14 protein-coding genes and 4 tRNA genes are annotated in these 17,273 nt (G+C 41.1%); all 18 read right to left on the reverse strand.

What is annotated here, in order from left to right; genetic code table 11:
• Window positions 1-10: 10 nt before the first annotated feature.
• Window positions 11-84: transfer RNA gene (locus tag IJ535_RS08275), tRNA-His, on the reverse strand.
• Between the two features lie 11 nt (window positions 85-95).
• Window positions 96-169 (reverse strand) — tRNA-Arg (locus tag IJ535_RS08280).
• A gap of 25 nt (window positions 170-194) precedes the next feature.
• Window positions 195-265 (reverse strand) — tRNA-Gly (locus tag IJ535_RS08285).
• A gap of 22 nt (window positions 266-287) precedes the next feature.
• Window positions 288-362, reverse strand: a tRNA-Pro gene (locus IJ535_RS08290).
• A gap of 306 nt (window positions 363-668) precedes the next feature.
• Entirely contained in the window at window positions 669-1,100 is a 432-nt protein-coding gene (locus tag IJ535_RS08295) for a flavodoxin (RefSeq protein ID WP_294301189.1), read from the reverse strand.
• Window positions 1,101-1,124: 24 nt separating this feature from the next.
• Complete coding sequence (locus IJ535_RS08300; RefSeq protein WP_294301192.1) at window positions 1,125-1,739, reverse strand: DUF3793 family protein; 615 nt, start codon at window positions 1,737-1,739, stop codon at window positions 1,125-1,127.
• A 130-nt stretch (window positions 1,740-1,869) separates the two neighbouring features.
• On the reverse strand, window positions 1,870-2,226 hold the full coding sequence (locus IJ535_RS08305) for an ArsR/SmtB family transcription factor (protein ID WP_294301195.1): 357 nt from the start codon (window positions 2,224-2,226) through the stop codon (window positions 1,870-1,872).
• A 362-nt stretch (window positions 2,227-2,588) separates the two neighbouring features.
• A complete protein-coding gene (locus IJ535_RS08310; RefSeq protein WP_294301198.1) occupies window positions 2,589-4,460 on the reverse strand; it encodes a heavy metal translocating P-type ATPase in 1,872 nt (623 codons plus the stop codon).
• 238 nt (window positions 4,461-4,698) lie between these two features.
• On the reverse strand, window positions 4,699-4,917 hold the full coding sequence (locus IJ535_RS08315; RefSeq protein WP_294301201.1) for a cation transporter: 219 nt from the start codon (window positions 4,915-4,917) through the stop codon (window positions 4,699-4,701).
• A gap of 894 nt (window positions 4,918-5,811) precedes the next feature.
• Window positions 5,812-6,513 (reverse strand): GDSL-type esterase/lipase family protein, encoded by a 702-nt coding sequence (locus IJ535_RS08320; protein WP_294301203.1) that lies wholly within the window; start codon window positions 6,511-6,513, stop codon window positions 5,812-5,814.
• Window positions 6,514-6,609: 96 nt separating this feature from the next.
• Entirely contained in the window at window positions 6,610-7,797 is a 1,188-nt protein-coding gene (locus IJ535_RS08325) for an ABC transporter permease subunit (protein WP_294301268.1), read from the reverse strand.
• 12 nt (window positions 7,798-7,809) lie between these two features.
• Window positions 7,810-8,979, reverse strand: a complete 1,170-nt coding sequence (gene mmsB / locus IJ535_RS08330) for a multiple monosaccharide ABC transporter permease (RefSeq protein WP_294301206.1) — start codon at window positions 8,977-8,979, stop codon at window positions 7,810-7,812.
• A 14-nt stretch (window positions 8,980-8,993) separates the two neighbouring features.
• Window positions 8,994-10,520, reverse strand: a complete 1,527-nt coding sequence (gene mmsA / locus IJ535_RS08335; RefSeq protein ID WP_294301209.1) for a multiple monosaccharide ABC transporter ATP-binding protein — start codon at window positions 10,518-10,520, stop codon at window positions 8,994-8,996.
• A gap of 103 nt (window positions 10,521-10,623) precedes the next feature.
• Complete coding sequence (chvE, locus tag IJ535_RS08340) at window positions 10,624-11,757, reverse strand: multiple monosaccharide ABC transporter substrate-binding protein (protein ID WP_294301213.1); 1,134 nt, start codon at window positions 11,755-11,757, stop codon at window positions 10,624-10,626.
• A gap of 286 nt (window positions 11,758-12,043) precedes the next feature.
• The gene (locus IJ535_RS08345; RefSeq protein ID WP_294301215.1) at window positions 12,044-13,072 is read right to left on the reverse strand and encodes a sugar ABC transporter substrate-binding protein; all 1,029 of its coding nucleotides are present in this window, start codon (window positions 13,070-13,072) and stop codon (window positions 12,044-12,046) included.
• A gap of 19 nt (window positions 13,073-13,091) precedes the next feature.
• Entirely contained in the window at window positions 13,092-14,681 is a 1,590-nt protein-coding gene (locus IJ535_RS08350) for a response regulator transcription factor (protein WP_294301218.1), read from the reverse strand.
• Between the two features lie 70 nt (window positions 14,682-14,751).
• Window positions 14,752-16,227: a histidine kinase gene (locus IJ535_RS08355; protein ID WP_442961387.1), complete on the reverse strand. Its 1,476-nt coding sequence runs from the start codon at window positions 16,225-16,227 to the stop codon at window positions 14,752-14,754.
• Window positions 16,217-17,263 (reverse strand): sugar ABC transporter substrate-binding protein, encoded by a 1,047-nt coding sequence (locus tag IJ535_RS08360; protein ID WP_294301225.1) that lies wholly within the window; start codon window positions 17,261-17,263, stop codon window positions 16,217-16,219. Before IJ535_RS08360 ends, IJ535_RS08355 begins: the two co-directional genes overlap by 11 nt.
• Window positions 17,264-17,273: the final 10 nt, after the last annotated feature.

Consider the following 17,273-nt stretch of genomic DNA (forward strand, 5'->3'; position numbering starts at 1 on the left):
ATCGCAACAGGGTGGGTAGAGGGGTTCGAACCCTCGACCTTCGGAACCACAATCCGACGCGCTAACCAGCTGTGCCACACCCACCATAAAATACATGTGCCAGAAGGGATTCGAACCCCCGACCCACGGCTTAGAAGGCCGTTGCTCTATCCAGCTGAGCTACTGACACATATTCAACAACTTGGCAAATAAAAAGCGGGTGATGGGAATCGAACCCACGTATTCAGCTTGGAAGGCTGATGTTCTACCATTGAACCACACCCGCATATTAATTATTTATTTCTAAGTCGGGGTGACAGGATTCGAACCTGCGACCCCCTGGTCCCAAACCAGGTGCTCTAGCCAAACTGAGCCACACCCCGCTAAGTGCTGTCCTGCGTTTCGTATCTGTCCCGCGAACAAAAAGAAGTATATATTAGAACCGGCTTAATGTCAACAACTTTTTTGAAATTTAATTGTTAGAATTTAACATGAAATATCTGACATTCTAACAAATCACTATATGCCCAATTCAACAGGGCTCACAGCTATATAATACACACTTAAATATACTAAAAATTCCTCCAGGCACTGGCATACCTGGAGGCTGTAAAAGGAGTCTAATAACTTCCCCAAGAAACCCGGTTAGAAACTCAGGGAAAGGAAATAAGCAAATTTAACAATAACAATTAAATTGCAGCAAGAGCTTTACCTAATTCTTTGCACTCTGCCTCTGCTGCTCCATCTGGAGCATCCTGGCAAATAACGCCCTCACCATTTACTACTGTTGCGCCTGCAGCTGTCATACGATCAACCCAATCGCGCATCCACTGTCCATCTCCCCAGCCGTAAGAACCGAAAAGACCGATAGTCTTACCTGAAACAAAGCCCTCTAAATCTGCAACAAATGGCTCCATTTCACCTTCTTCGAGCACCTCTGCACCCATTGCAGGGCATCCTAAAGCAAAAGCCTTAGCAGATTTAAGCTCATCTATAGAAGCATCGCCAACATAAACTACGTTAGCCTCGCCGCCAGCCTCTGTTACACCAGCGCCGACTGCATTTGCCATACTCTCTGTATTTCCTGACTGTGACCAAAATACAACATTAACTTTACTCATGATTTTACTCTCCTTAAATAAAAATCAAACTGCTACATCTGTAGCGCCTGTTGCATAGTACGAAACTATACTTTTAATCGAGTATCCTTTTGATACCATGCGAACCATGTCATCCTTTACAACATCAAACTTTTCAAATAACCCCTGTGCCTCAGCCACATCAGAATATACTTTCCAGTAGCCGGACAACAAGAAATTATCTCCCCCATTTTTGATAAAGCCTTCCACATCACCAAGTGGGTATCCTAAGAACACACCCATTTCGTGAGGGAAATCCTTTCTACAATGAACATAGGCATCATAGCGCTTTTGAAAATGTCTTAGACAATAGCCAAAAGCATCTGTCCTATATCCATATTTAACAAGAAAATCTCTAACCTCATCCTTTGAAAGATAACTCATAAGCATGTCCCTGTTAAAGACTAAAAAGATTACCCGTTTCTTGTCATACACCAGGCGGTACCCCAACAGCCCGGAGTGTCTTAAGACCATTCTGACTTTATCCTCTAAGTCTTTAGGAACAATGAGAAGATTGGATGTCTTAAGTCCCGCGATTGTAGGTGCACACTGCAACACCAGCTGCAACTCTATTTTTCGCCTGTCCATGGAGCAGATCATCTCAAATACTTCTTCGCACATGTTATCGTCCTCTTTCTAGGTTAGCTCTTGCTAACTGTGGTTATAATACTCTACCAAAAGTTCGATGTCAACACTTTTTTCACAAATTTTTATTTAATGAGAAATTGTTTCGATAACAGCTAATCTGAAGCTATTCCAATATATGATTTAATCCCTGGGCAATGATTGTTACTACATGTTCATCTGCAAGGCTATAGTATATCTGCTTGCCTTCACGGCGGCTTTTTACCAGCTTATTAGTACGAAGAATCTGAAGCTGATGTGATATGGCAGATTGAGTCATATCAAGAGCTTCAGAAAGGTCGCATACGCAAAGCTCAGATTCAAATAACGCAAATAATATTCTTACTCTTGTGCTATCCCCAAAGACTTTGAAAAGCTCCGCAAGATCATACAATGCATCCTCATCTGGAAGCTCATCAAGTACTTTGTTTACCAATTCTGTATGTACACATTGCTCATCGCAACACTGAGCATGTTTTTCCATGTCTACCTCCTGAGTATATCTCGCTTGTTACGCAAACAATAATAAATATTCTTTCGTCTACTGATGTCTCCTTCAGAAAATTTATTATTGTTTACTACAAGCTATCTTTACTCTTCTTAATCATTGCTTATTACGCCATCTAGCATCGCATGGGTGTTATCCAAGTGTTCCGTGCTCCCGCAAGCCATCTCCCATTTCAGTCAAGGTAACCTCCCTAAAGGGTCCCTCCTTAACTGAATGGGGGTCTCCGTTCCACTTCGGTCGTTGCTAAACAAAGGTCCACTGGACCTTTAGCAACCTCTTGCTCGCGCCTGCCATGGTTGAGTAAACACCCTTGTCCTAGCTATACAGCTGTGTCTATTTTACACGTTATGCACACGTAGGGCGCGGATTGCGTTTAATACGGCAAGTACCATAACGCCTACGTCTGCAAAGATTGCAAGCCACATATTAGCAATACCTATTGCACCTAAGATTAGGCAAGCTACCTTGATGCCTATTGCAAAATAGATGTTTTCGTATACTATGCGCATGCATTTCTTAGCGATATTTATGGCCTTGGCAATCTTCATTGGGTCGTCGTCCATAAGGACAACATCAGCTGCTTCTATGGCTGCATCAGAGCCTAATGCTCCCATGGCAATACCTATATCGGCCCTTGATAATACAGGGGCGTCGTTGATTCCATCCCCTACAAATATAAGCTGTTCATTTTCATTTTTGTCAGCAAGAAGCTCCTCCACCTTTGTAACCTTGTCAGCTGGAAGAAGCTGTGAATATACCTTATCTAAGCCTAAATCATTAGCAACGATTCCAGCTACCTTGTCACTGTCACCTGTAAGCATTACTGTTGCTCTTATTCCAGCCTGCTTCATGGCTTTTATGGCAGACTTTGATGTTGGTTTAAGCTCATCTGATATCAGGATATAGCCTACATATTTGTCATCAAATGCAACATGAATAACAGTTCCTGCGGCAACCACCGTGGCAGGCTCTACACCTACATTTGCCATGAGCTTTTCATTACCTACATTTACTGTAGTATCTCCTACAATAGCCTTTATGCCATGACCAGATATCTCCTCTACATCAGACACGCGGCTGGTGTTAATTGGCTTACCATAGGCTTCCTTAAGGCTCTTTGATATAGGATGATTAGAGTAGACCTCAGCCATTGCTGTCTTCTCTAGAAGCTCTTCCTTGGTAATACCTACTGGAACAATTTCTGTAACCTTAAATACACCCTTGGTAAGAGTACCTGTCTTATCCATGACAGCAATCTTAGCCTTTGAAAGCATATCAAGATAGTTAGAGCCCTTTACGAGCACACCTTCCTTACTAGCTCCACCGATTCCTGCAAAGAATGTAAGAGGGATGCTGATTACAAGAGCACATGGGCAGCTGATTACAAGGAAAGTAAGAGCTCTGTATACCCACTGTCCCCATCTTGGTTCTAGCCCTATAATCAGGCTGACTACAGGTGGAAGTAAAGCCAGACCAACTGCGGCATAGCACACAACTGGAGTGTATATTCTTGCAAACTTTGAAATAAAGTTCTCCGGCTTCGATTTCTTAGATGAAGCATTCTCCACCAAATCAAGAATCTTAGATGCAGTAGACTCACCAAATTCCTTGGTAGTCTTAACCTTGATTACGCCAGACATATTGATACAGCCTGATATTACCTCGTCAGAAGGCTTTACGCTTCTAGGTACACTTTCACCTGTTAAGGCTGCTGTATCAAGGGTAGATGTGCCATCTACAACCACGCCATCAATTGGAATCTTTTCTCCTGGTTGAACGATTATCTCGCTGCCAACCTCCACCTCGTCTGGATCAACCTTTGTAACCACGCCATCAATCATCACATTAGCAAAATCAGGTCTTATATCCATAAGAGCAGAGATGTTCCTGCGGCTCTTTCCCACCGCGTATGACTGGAAAAGCTCACCAATCTGATAGAACAGCATAACTGCCACACCCTCGGTGTACTCTCCAAGTGCCATAGCACCTACTGTTGCCACAGCCATAAGGAAATTTTCATCAAACACCTGCTTATTCATAATCCCCTTAAAGGCTTTTCGCAAGATGTCATAGCCTATTGTAAAATAGGGAAGTAAAAACAATATAAACCTGAGTATACTTTTTTCCTCAAGTGGTAACAGCAACAACACAATCATCATAAGCGCTGCTGCAATTATTCTGTATAAAACCTTCTTTTGTTTCTTATTCATAATTGGTCTCCTAGTTAGTCTCCTAGTTGGTCTCTCGCTTGTTACGTTAACAAGAAAAATATTTCTACGCTCAACATAGAAAGTTTCGCTTAAGAAATATTTTCCTTGTCAACTACAAGCTATTTTCGCTGTGCATAGATAGCCTGTAGCAGACAATTCTAAAAGAAATTAACCGAGACATTAGTCGAGTGTATTTTTTTAGGATTGTCTGTGTAACAGGCGAGCCAATAAACAGAACTTAGATAAAGATTTCGCAGTCGTCCTCAACCTTCTTACAATTAGCAAGAACCTCTGCCATAACAGCCTTAACATCAGCGCCTTCCTCAAACTCCACGTTCATCTTAAGTGCCATGAAATTAACTGTGGCATCAGCTACACCAGCAGTATTCTTAGCTGCCTGCTCCATTTTGTTAGCATAGTTTGCACAATCAACATCAATCTTGTAAGTTTTCTTCATAGTGATTTCCTCCGTCCCCAATGGGTTATTTTTTTAATTTTATATATGAGCATTTGTTCATATGTTTGATTAAAATATAAACCTGCAGACAAAATATGTCAACAGGTTTAATGATAAATAATATTAATAACCATTTATTTGTTACTATTCACGGACATTCTAAAATTTTATACATGTGGATTTAGCTAAGGGGGAGCATAGTGCACTCTGGGGACTTGTTAATGAATCAACAGAATGAGCCCGCTAGAAGCATAAATCCGTCGCCCTAGACTATTGCACAATCGAAGAATTACTGATTTTCTAAATGCCACAACTCGCATCTTTTATTACACGTGTTCTTTCAAGGTTTGACAATTCTGTCGCAACTGTATGTATATCGCATACACACTCAACCTAAAGAAATAGCAGTGGCAGCAATATTAGTATTAATTGCATGATTTTGGAATGAGCCTAGTAGAATCTTAAAGTAGTTTTTAAATGTTTTCGTATGGGCTGCCACGGACGGCAGCCCAAGGCTGATAGCGAAACGGACTGAGCTTGAAGCCGGTACGAAAAACATCCAAAAACTGCTTTTAATTCTACTTGGCGAATGTAATATGAATGCAATTAATACTAATATTGCTGTCACTGCTATTATTTAAACATAACAAGTGTATGCGATAGACATACAGTTGCTTCGAATAGTCAAAGCCGTGAAAGGACACGTGACGTATGCTCATTTGTGGCATTAAGAAAATCAGCAATTCTTCTCCAATGATGCAATAGTCTAGGGCGACGGATTTACGCTTCTAGCGGGCTCACTTCATATAAGAACAGCAAGTCCCTAGAGTGCACTACGCTCCCCCTTAGCTAAATCCACATTCTATAAGAAAACATGTCCGTGAATAGTAACAATTATTTTATAATATCATAGATATAATCAGCGATAATCTTGTAGCCTTCGGCGTCGAAATGGATTCCATCACGGTAGCGTTCTTCTTTGCCTACAGTAACGGAATATAAATCGATTACCTCTACCCCCTCTTCTGCCGCTACCTTTTCCACAATATCTCTAATCTTACCGGCCACTACCTTAGGCTGAACCTGATATTCTGCAATATCAGAACCGTCTAACGAAAAGCAATATGGTGAAATCATTAGATATACTGTAGGGTTAGTGTCCAGATTCTTATAAGTTTGAACCAGGCTTTTAATGCCCTCTTCGTAAGATTTAGCATTCCAATTGTACGTCTTGGAATCGTTGGTGCCAAGCATGAGAAGAACGATATTTGGCTCTGATTCCAGTGATTTTTTGTACTGGGCTGAATCGATGTATGGCAAATCTCCATCAGCCGATGCGGTGGCATTTCTCAAACCAAAGTTGGATACAAGATGTGATGTACCAAGCTTTTTTTGAAGTTTGGCAGGGTAGGAATCCACCTCCCTGGTTTTAATCACTCCACTTCCGTATGTCAGGCTGTCTCCCACACAGGATACCCTGATTCGCTCATCATTTCCTCCGAAAAAACCAGAGTTAAAAAGTACAAAAAACACCAGCACTACTGCTGCAAGTAATATAACCATTTTTCTTTGAATTAATCCTTTTATTAGCTCCATATTCTATATACTATCACTTATAAATAAAAACTAAAAGCCCGCGATAATAAATACCGCGGGCAAATCTAAGAGAATATGATGAAGATATTAAACCTTCTATTTAATAGCATTCTTTCTATTATTCAAAATCTCAAAAACTACAGCGCCAAGAAGTACGACTCCCTTTACAACCTTCTGCCAGTTGGCATCGATGCCCATGAGGGACATACCAAGGTTGATTACACCGATAAGTGTAGCACCGACAATCATTCCAAATACAGTACCGCTACCGCCATAAGCACTAACACCACCAACTACGCAGGCTGAAATTGCATCCATCTCGTAGTTTGTACCAGCTGTAGAGTTTGCAGCTGAGAAACGTGACATTGTAAGGAATGCAGATATAACTGTAAGCACTGCCATGTTAAGGTATGCAAGGAACATGATTTTCTTTGTGTCGATACCTGAAAGACGAGTTGCCTCTGCGTTACCGCCGATTGTGTAGAAGTAACGTCCTACATCTGTCTTAGATGTGATAAAGCTGTAGATAAGAACGATTACTGCCACCCAGATAAGTGCATAAGGAACACCACCTGCAAGTGAGAACTTATATGCAAATAACATAATTACAAAATCGATAAGAACGCATTTAACAATAACTGTAACTAGGCTGTCGGCAACATATCCCTTCTTAAGCTTTGTTGCACGGCTTCTAAAAAGAAGAAGTACAACAATAACTGAAGCAATAAGACCGATTACAATACTTGTCATATTGTACTGAACACCATTAATTCTTGGGCCACCAAAAAGGTCATTCATCTTGCCTGTGAACATTGCACAGAACTCCTTTGGAAGTGGGCTGATGTTAGATGCGCCATGCATTAAAGCTACGCCCCATCCACGAAGTGCAAGGAAACCTGCAAGTGTTGCAATCCATGGTGGAATATTGATGTAAGCAATTACAAATCCAAGTAGGCAACCGTAGATAACACCAATAAGAAGCATTACAAGAATACCTACAGGAGTAGAAGCTCCATTTGTTACCATTACCTTAGCACCGATAACACCTACAAAGCAAACGAATGAACCGCAGGACAAATCGATGTTACCACCAGTAAGCATACACATCAGCATACCTGTTGCAAGAACGTATACATAAGCGTTTTGTGTGATAAGTGCGTTAAACTGGCTTGGAAGAAGCATTGTACCATTTGTCATCACATTGAAGAAGAGGACAACAAGGACCAGTACAATGAGCATTGTGTTTTCTTTGAATATTTTTAAAATTTTGTCTTTCACTTTTATGATCCTCCCTTCCTACTTCTTTTCTCTCTTTGATACTACGTCAAAGATAACTGCTACAAGAAGTACAAGTCCCTTTACTACCTTTTGGTAGTTGGCGTCTACACCCATGATTGACATACCCTGGTTGATAACACCCATCAGAAGGGCACCGATGATTGCTCCGAATACAGAACCTGTTCCGCCGTATGCACTTGCGCCACCAATGAAGCAGGCACCGATTGCATCCATTTCATAGAACATACCATAAGTAGGCTGAGCACTTGCAGCTCTTGCTACAGTAAGGATACCAGCGATAGCTGTTAAGAATCCCATATTCGTATATGCAAAGAAGTAAACTTTCTTTGTGTTGATACCTGAAAGCTGTGTAGCCTTCTCATTTCCACCTACTGCATACAGGTAACGACCCATTGTAGTTTTTGTGGTGAAGTAATGGTATGCAAGAACTACGATGATAATCCAGATAAGTGATGTAGGAATACCCTTGTAGCCTGCGAGCTTGTATGTAACAAAAAGGATTACTGCTGATATAAGTACAAGCTTAAGATAAAATCCTACAGCTGATGTTGTTGCATATCCTTTTCTTGATGCTGCAATTCTGTTTCTTAAGGAACCTATTACAAATATAGCAACTCCGATGATTCCTGCTAGCATACATGTAATATTGAGCCCATTTCCATGGAAGAAATCTGGAATGTAGCAATCAGCACCACCACCGAAAACATTAAGATATGTTGGGTTTGTGATAGAAACTGCATAACCATTAAGTACTACATTTGATAAACCTCTGAATGCGTACATACCTGCAAGTGTTGCAATAAATGGTGGGACATTTACATAAGCTACCCAAAAGGCCTGCCATGCACCAACTGCCACACCAACAAGAAGCATTACAAGTACTGTAAACCATACATTCATTCCCTTGCTCATCATAACAGCGCCGATACCACCGATGAAGCACACTACCGAACCAACGGAAAGATCGATGTTACCACCTGTTAAGATACAAAGCAGCATACCAGTTGCAAGAATGAATACGTATGCATTCTGTGAAAGCAGGTTGTTAATATTCTGTGGCAAAAGAATTGTTCCATTTGTTCCCACATAGAATATTCCAATGATGACCACCAGGGCGATAACCATGGTGTATTTTTTGATGACTTCTGATAAATTGAATGAAACCATGTTTTCTCTCCCTTCTATGATTTTAAGATGCATGACATGATGCTTTCCTGAGAGGCTTCCTCACCTGCCATCTCACCTACCATCTTGCCTTCATTCATAACGTATATACGGTCTGACATGCCAAGAACCTCTGGAAGCTCTGAGGAAATCATAATTACTGATTTTCCTGCTGCAACCAGGTCATTGATGATGCAATAAATCTCGTATTTAGCACCAACATCAATACCTCTCGTTGGCTCATCAAGAATAAGCACATCAGGATTTGCAAACATCCACTTAGCAAGAAGAACCTTCTGCTGGTTACCACCTGAAAGATTACCAACATTCTGTTCAACTGTAGGACACTTTGTTTTAAGCTTATCCCTGTATTCCTCAGCAACCTGATATTCCTTATCCTGGTCAATTACATGCTTGCTGCAAATCTCTGAAAGATTAGCAAGTGTTGTATTAATCTTAATAGGATTTGTAAGAACAAGTCCGTTGCCCTTTCTATCCTCTGTAACGTATGCAATCTTGTGCTTGATAGCATCCTTAATATTCTTAAGCTTAACCTCTTTGCCGTTAAGGATAAGCTGGCCTGAAATGTTAGTTCCATAAGCCTTACCAAAGATACTCATTGCAAGCTCGGTACGTCCTGCACCCATGAGACCTGCGATACCAACAACCTCGCCCTTGCGAACGTTCATTGATACACCATCAACCACCTTTCTTTCAGAAAACTGTGGATGATATACTGTCCAGTCCTTAACCTCCATTGCGATATCACCGATTTTCACATTTTCTCTCTTTGGGAATCGGTCTGTCATTTCACGACCAACCATGCCCTTAATGATTCTATCTTCAGAGATATCATCAACGGTTTTATCAAGTGTTTCGATTGTAGAACCATCACGGATAACTGTAATATGGTCTGCTACATAAGATACTTCATTTAGCTTGTGAGAGATGATAATAGACGTCATACCCTCCTGCTTAAACTTAAGTAGCAAATCGAGAAGTGCCTTTGAATCAGTCTCGTTAAGAGATGATGTAGGCTCATCAAGAATAAGAAGCTTTGCATGTTTTGCAAGAGCCTTTGCGATTTCTACCAGCTGCTGTTTACCAACACCGATATCCTTTATAAGAGTACGGCTACTTTCTGTTAAGCCAACCATTTTTAGGAACTTATCAGCCTCAGCGTATGTTTTATCCCAATCGATTGCCGATTTTCTTCCCTGCTCATTGCCAAGGAACATATTCTCACCAATGGACATGTAAGGAATAAGTGCAAGCTCCTGATGTATGATTACGATTCCTTTTTCCTCGGAATCCTTTATTTTCTGGAACTGACAAACCTCACCATTGTATACGATGTCTCCTGTGTAAGAGCCGTATGGATAAATACCACTTAAAACGTTCATAAGAGTAGATTTTCCCGCACCATTCTCACCTACAAGGGCATGAATCTCACCTTGCTCTACCTTAAGATTAACGTTATCAAGGGCCTTTACTCCAGGGAACTCTTTGGTGATGTTTTTCATCTCAAGTAATATATTTCCCACTTAAGTCTCCCTCCTTATAACTTAATACTTTGTTTAGCATCTTCAAGCTATTCTCTTCTTTAAAATAGGGCGAGCATTGCTCGCCCCACTTAAATCTTTATTATTACTTTAACTGATCCTCTGTGTAGTAACCAGAATCGATAAGTAATTCTTTGTAGTTGCTAGCATCTGCGAATACAGGGTCGCAAAGGTATGAAGGAATTACAGCATTACCATTGTTGTATGTCTCTGTATCGTTAACATCTACTTCTTCACCGTTAAGAATCTGACCTACCATCTTAACAACCTGTGAAGCAAGTGTACGTGTATCCTTGAATACTGACATAGACTGCTTTCCAGCGATCATGTTCTTTGTATTTTCAATATCGCAATCCTGACCTGTTACGATTGGATACTCGCCATTGTAGTTAGCTGCAAGAGCGTTCTCAACACCAAGTGCTGTAGAATCGTTTGAGCAGAGGCAGATGTCAAGGTCTGTTCCATCAGCATAGTAAGAAGAAAGGATATTCTCCATACGTGACTGTGCTGTCTCTGTAGCCCACTGTGCTGTAGCAACATCAGAGAACTCTGTCTGACCAGACTTAACTGTGATTGTTCCATTGTCGATGTATGGCTGAAGAACATCCATAGCACCCTGATAGAAGAAACCTGCATTGTTGTCGCCTGGGTCACCAGCTGTGATTTCCATTGTGAACTTTTCAGTTGTATCCTTGAGTTTTAATTCCTTCTCAATGTACTCGCCCTGAACTGTACCAACCTTGTAGTTATCGAATGTAGCGTAGTATGAAACAGCGTCTGTGTTCATAATCAAACGGTCATAAGCAATAACAGGGATACCAGCCTCAGAAGCCATATCCATTGCCTCACCAAGTGATGAAGCCTCGATAGCTGCAACTACAAGTACGTTGCATCCTGAGTTAATCATGTTCTCAATCTGAGAAATCTGTGTCTGCACATCATTTGAAGCATACTGAAGGTCTACTGTGTAGCCAGCTGCCTCAAGCTCCTTCTGCATGTTAGCGCCATCCTGATTCCATCTCTGGAGATCCTTAGTAGGCATTGCAACGCCAACCTTTGTTCCACCTGCTGCACCACTTCCTGTGTCTGTAGACTCAGTAGCTGTGTCCCCACCTGTAGCAGCTCCTGTGTCTGTTGTCTCTGTGCTTGTGCCGCAGCCTACAAACATTGAAGCTGCAAGAGCACCTGTTAATAGTACACTTAATAACTTTTTCTTCATTTCTGAAAAACCTCCCTTTCGTTTAGGTGTGTTTGATACTAAAGATAATGTACCATTAAGAGGTCTAAAAATGGTTGCTACTTTCTTCACATTTTTGTCATACTTTTTTAGGACACAAAAATAGGACTAGCACTTTTTTGTGCTAGTCCTGTTTTACAATCACAATTTTTTACTAATACCCTCATCCGCCCCTGCGGGGCACCTTCTTCTCCGCTCTGCTCCGGTCGGCTCAAAGCAGAGGTCCACTGGACCTCTTTCGCCCCTAATTTAGGGGAAGGCTAAGGGATCATTCCACATTCATATACACATCCTCATGTGAATGAAATCCCCCGGCAATAATCACATCATCGATATTTTCTTTATTAACTGCCACTGGATCTATGGTGACATATGGCACATCAAAGGAGCCGTCACTTATGGTGGTATCCACTGATAGTGAATCCCCGGTGGCAAGCTTATATGAAAGCTCTGCTGCCTGTTTGGCAAGCTCACCTACAGGCTTGTACACAGTCATTAGCTGGGTGCCCTCCACTATGTGCTGGCATGCTGGTAAATCCGCATCCTGGCCTACTACAGGGATGGCTCCAGCCAGCTGACTTACTGCAAGGGCTCTGATAACAGATGTTGCCACATCATCATTTCCACACATGATTGCATCTGCCTGCCTTATTGTGTCCATGTTGTCGTATACATAGGCGCCACCAAGCTCAGCCTTCCAGCCGTCACAGTAATAGGTATCAATTATCTCTACCCCATTTTCTCCTACTACAGAATCAAAGCCATCGCTTACAAGGGACACATTATTATCTGTATGTGGACCGCAAATCTTTACTACCTTTGTGGCGCCATTCTCTACTAAGGCTTCCCCTAGCATCTGGCCTACCATATTGTTATCAAAGGATATGTAAAGATCAGTGTTGGCATTTGGTATCAATCTATCATAGGAAACAACTGGAATATTATTTTCCTTGGCAAGTGCTACTGCATCACCTAGCACATTTCCATCTACAGGGATAATAACCAGGCAATCTACACCTTTATCCACCAGATACTCTATCTGCTCTATCTGCTTATCCACATCACCGTTGGCATTTTGAACATTCACTGTAGCTCCAAGGCCTGAGGCTGTGTCCACAAACACATCTCTGTCCTTTTCCCAGCGTTCAATTACAAATGAATCGAAGCACAAGCCTATTTCTATGCCTTCATTATCCTTGACACTTGGCTTATCTGCCGTGGCTTTCATACTGCCGCAGGAGCAAAAAACCAGGGTAGATGCTGCCACAAGCGATATTATTTTTGTAAATCCTCTCATACATTATCCCCTTTTTATCTTATCCCTTTGCGTAATCAGTAGGTGTTTTTCCTGTATATTTCTTAAAGTTTCGTGAGAAATAATTAGGGTCCGAATATCCTACCTCAAGTGCAATTTCCTTCATGGATTTATTTGTAGTCTTTAGCAGATTCTTGGCTGCCTCAATCCTAAGCTTAGTCAGATAATCAATGAAGTTTTCCCCTGTCTCTTCCTTGAACACCTTAGAAAAATAGTAGGAGCTTATGTTTACCACTCTGGAAACATCATCTAGTGTAAGCTCCTTCATGTAGTTTTCATCTATGTACTGCTTAGCCTTATTCACAGCACTCATGGATTGCTCTTCATGCTTGTTAGATACCCAAAATGCCGCAGCCTTTATCTTTTCTACAAACCATCTGCCTACATCGGATAAACCAGCCAGGCTAAGAAGCTCTGACAGATAATTAGATCTGCTTTGAAACTCGTACATTCTACCTGTCTTTTCGTATGCTAAATGCTCTGCCCATAATACAAACTCCAAGCATTTCAGCCTGATGCTGTCATTATCATGAGAATAATTCTCTTCCATCCATTCAAAGAAGGTCTGAGCCAGGGCTGTAGATTCGTTTACATTTCCAAGGGTGACCTCGTTAAACAAGCGTTTTTCCAAATCCATAGGATAATCTTCTTCATATCTGCAGGCCACAGGCATATCATCCACATGGGCCACATGGCTGGTGGTAGATATAAGCACTGAGTTGCTTTCCTCATAGGATTCACTCATTCGCTCTAGGGGCTTTACCGAACCAAAGCCGATTCGAAAATCCATATCAAATCGTTCTGAAAGCTTTCTGCAAAGGGCTCTGGCGTTTTCCACCACCTGATTTCTTTCATTATAAGAAAGAGTTGGCGAATCAGTAGGAATCAGAATTGGGATTTTGTTAGACATAACAGCCCCCATGATTCCCTTAATATAATCCTCTGTGATGGTGTGGATTTCACGGTAAGCCTTCTGGGCTTGGATTGATACGGCTACAGCACTGGTCATGTAGTTGCCTACAAGCTCTCTACCAAACACCATACATGCCATGTAACCATATTCCGAATCAATGCCAAGAAGTGTCTTGTAGTTATCAATATCTTCCTTGAAATATTCCTTAAAAAGCAAATCCTGAATAAGACCATTTTCTATAATAGGAACAACTGTCTCAAGCTTCTCCCTAACCTGTAAATCGTTGCTACGTTTCCTTCGTTCTCCATCGATTTGATTCATGGCCTTGCCAAGCACATCAAGGATAGCTTCCCTGCTAACAGGCTTATTTAGATAATCAAGCACTCCGATAGAAATGGCATCCTTGGCATAATCGAATTTGTCATAGGCTGTCATTACGATGAACACCACATGGTTGTTAGTGCGCCTGATTTCCCTCATAGCTTCGATGCCGTTAATTCCTGGCATTTGGATATCCATAAAGGCAATATCCGGCTGAAATTCTTCTGCAACCTCGATTACCTGACGGCCAGTTTTGGCTGTGCGGATGTCGCATTTGCTTCCGTATTCTTTTTCTATTATGAATTTAAGTGAATCGATGACGATGCCTTCGTCATCGGCTAGTAGTATTTTGTACATGTTTAAAAACCCTCATCCGTCGACTGCGTCGACACCTTCCCCCTTACAAAAGGGGAAGGCTTCTTTTTTATCATTTTGGTAGATATAGGATGGTTTCGGTGCCTTTATCTTTTCCTTCTGATATGATATCAAGCACGTCGTCCCTTTCATAGAAAATATTTAACCTTTCTATGCAATTATTTAGACCAACTCCGTTGGAATCAGACTTGTTAGGATTGCTTACAAAGCTTCCATTTAGGATTTTATCTAAGGTTTCCTTTTCTATGCCTGCTCCGTTATCCTTCACACTAATACAAACGTAATCTCCCAGCTCATATACAGATAGCTTTATCTTTTTAGCCCATTCTATATTGCGCAAGCCGTAGTTGATACTGTTTTCAACTATAGGCTGAAGTATCATGCTTGGGATTTTGATATCAAGCAGGCTTTCGTCTATCTCCTTTGTAAACTGGATTTCTCCAGCAAAACGAACATTTATTATGTAGATATATATATCAACCAGCTCAATTTCTTCCTTCAGGGTAACTACGTCCTTGTTTTTCTTAATATTGTATCTGAAGAAATCTGCCACACGCTGAATATAGTTACTGGTTCTGTCCGCCCCTTCCATCATGGCAAGCTGTGCACCTGCATTTAAGGTGTTAAACAGAAAATGAGGATTAATCTGAGACTGCAAATATTTAAGCTCCGCATCCTTTACATGGTTTTCCATAATAAGCTCGTTCTCCCTGAGCTTTCTTGTTGCTTCCATAGATTCTGTGAGCTTTGCAATATAATCCTTGATAGAGATAACCATCTTGTTAAAGGCACCTGTAACAACTCCCACCTCATCATTACTTCTAACAGGTGGAAGTGGTACATCAAAATCTCCCTTGGATACACTATCCGCAGTAGCTGCAAGCCTGACAAGAGGACCTGCAATGGTAGATGCTATAAGCACAACAAACGCCAGATTGGCAAGACCAATGATAACTAATGTAATAATATTTAGCCGCTCTATTGTCTGCAAAGCCGCCATCATAGCCCCATAAGATTTAGAGTTATTAACAAACTGCTTATTATTAAGACTATTAATACTACTTTCTATATAGCTAAATGTCCTTGTTGCCTCTTCGTAAATGTTTTTGTATTTTTCTACATTACCTCCACGCTTACTTTCCACAGCCTGGTTGGTAAGCTCTAGGTAGTTTTGAGACATGTGCCTAATGTTGCGCTCCATGACACGATTTTCATTGTCATCCTTGTTATCGTCTAAGGCTACTAGCATATCGCTATATTCCTGTTCTCGAATGTAATATTGCTCTAATGCATCGCTGGTCTTAGTATTCAGATAACCTTCTGTAGCATTTTGAAGGCTTTCCAATGCTGTATTAAGCTGATTCAAAGCATTGTTACTAGAATAAACAACGTCCAAGGAATTAAGCACCCTTGTGGTACCAAGGTATAACATCATATTTACAAGAAAAAGCAATATAGTAGGCAAACAAAAAGCCATTATCATCTTTTTTCTTAAGGACATGGATTTGATACTTTTTTTACTCACCATCCACCTCCTGAAGCTCATCTGCTACATTGCTTGCATCAATCAGCTTAGCCTCTACACTGACATAATCAGAAACATTACCTGCCTCCTTATATTCAATAAAAGCCCCTGCTGCTGCCTGGCCCAGTGCCTTAGAATCCACATACACTGAGCTTGCAATAACCCTCTGTTTGATACCTGTTAGGATGGTTGAGGATTTATCACTTCCGAAAAGTAATATTGAACCTACCTTATTGTAGTCAATCATAGCCTGATAAAATGAAGCTGTGGTCTTTTCATCAAGACAGATTACCACCGGTGCCAAATCGTTTTCCTTAAACATGTTCTGCACATATTCTTCTATGGCAAAAGGCCCTGTTTCTGTAATAGCTCTGGCTTCAAATTCTAAAGGAGCATTTACTATATCAGCCCCTGTAAGTGCTGTTTGGATATTGTTAATAAAAGCATTTTCATCAGCAACACTTACACTATCAGCCCCTAGCACCAATACCTTCTTTTGCTTTACAAGATTGTCCACAAGAGATGTGCCGTAAAGGCTTGCTATAGAATAGCTGTTAGCACCTATGTAACTGATTCTGCTTTCAGCTTCCACATCAGTACCTAAGGCAAATACCGGAATCCCCCTTTGACTTGCTCTGGCAAGCATTTTTGTAGTTTCTTCACTGTCATCCCCTTCTATAAAAATAGCATCGCAGTCCGACTCAATAGCCATCTCAATAAGCTCTGGCTTGCTATAGCTTTCATCAATAGACTGAGAAATCATGTCTATATAGACACCATTCTCCTTACCGTATTCCTTTGCTGCTTCGTACACCTGCTTCCAAAAGGTTGAATCATCATCAGAAGAAATCATTACCACATAGGAATCGTACTCGTTGTAGGTAGTTTCTGCCATCAGTCCCACTGCTTCATCCATTCTCTGCTTGTACAAAACAGTGCTTACAATTGTAGCAATAAACATAAAAGCAACAGCGCAGCCTGCTGCAATAGCAAGCGCACTGTTGCTTCCTAATTTTCTTTTGCCCCCTAATAATCCCATAACATTAACC

Source organism: Pseudobutyrivibrio sp. (genome assembly GCF_017471675.1).
GTDB lineage: Bacteria > Bacillota > Clostridia > Lachnospirales > Lachnospiraceae > Pseudobutyrivibrio.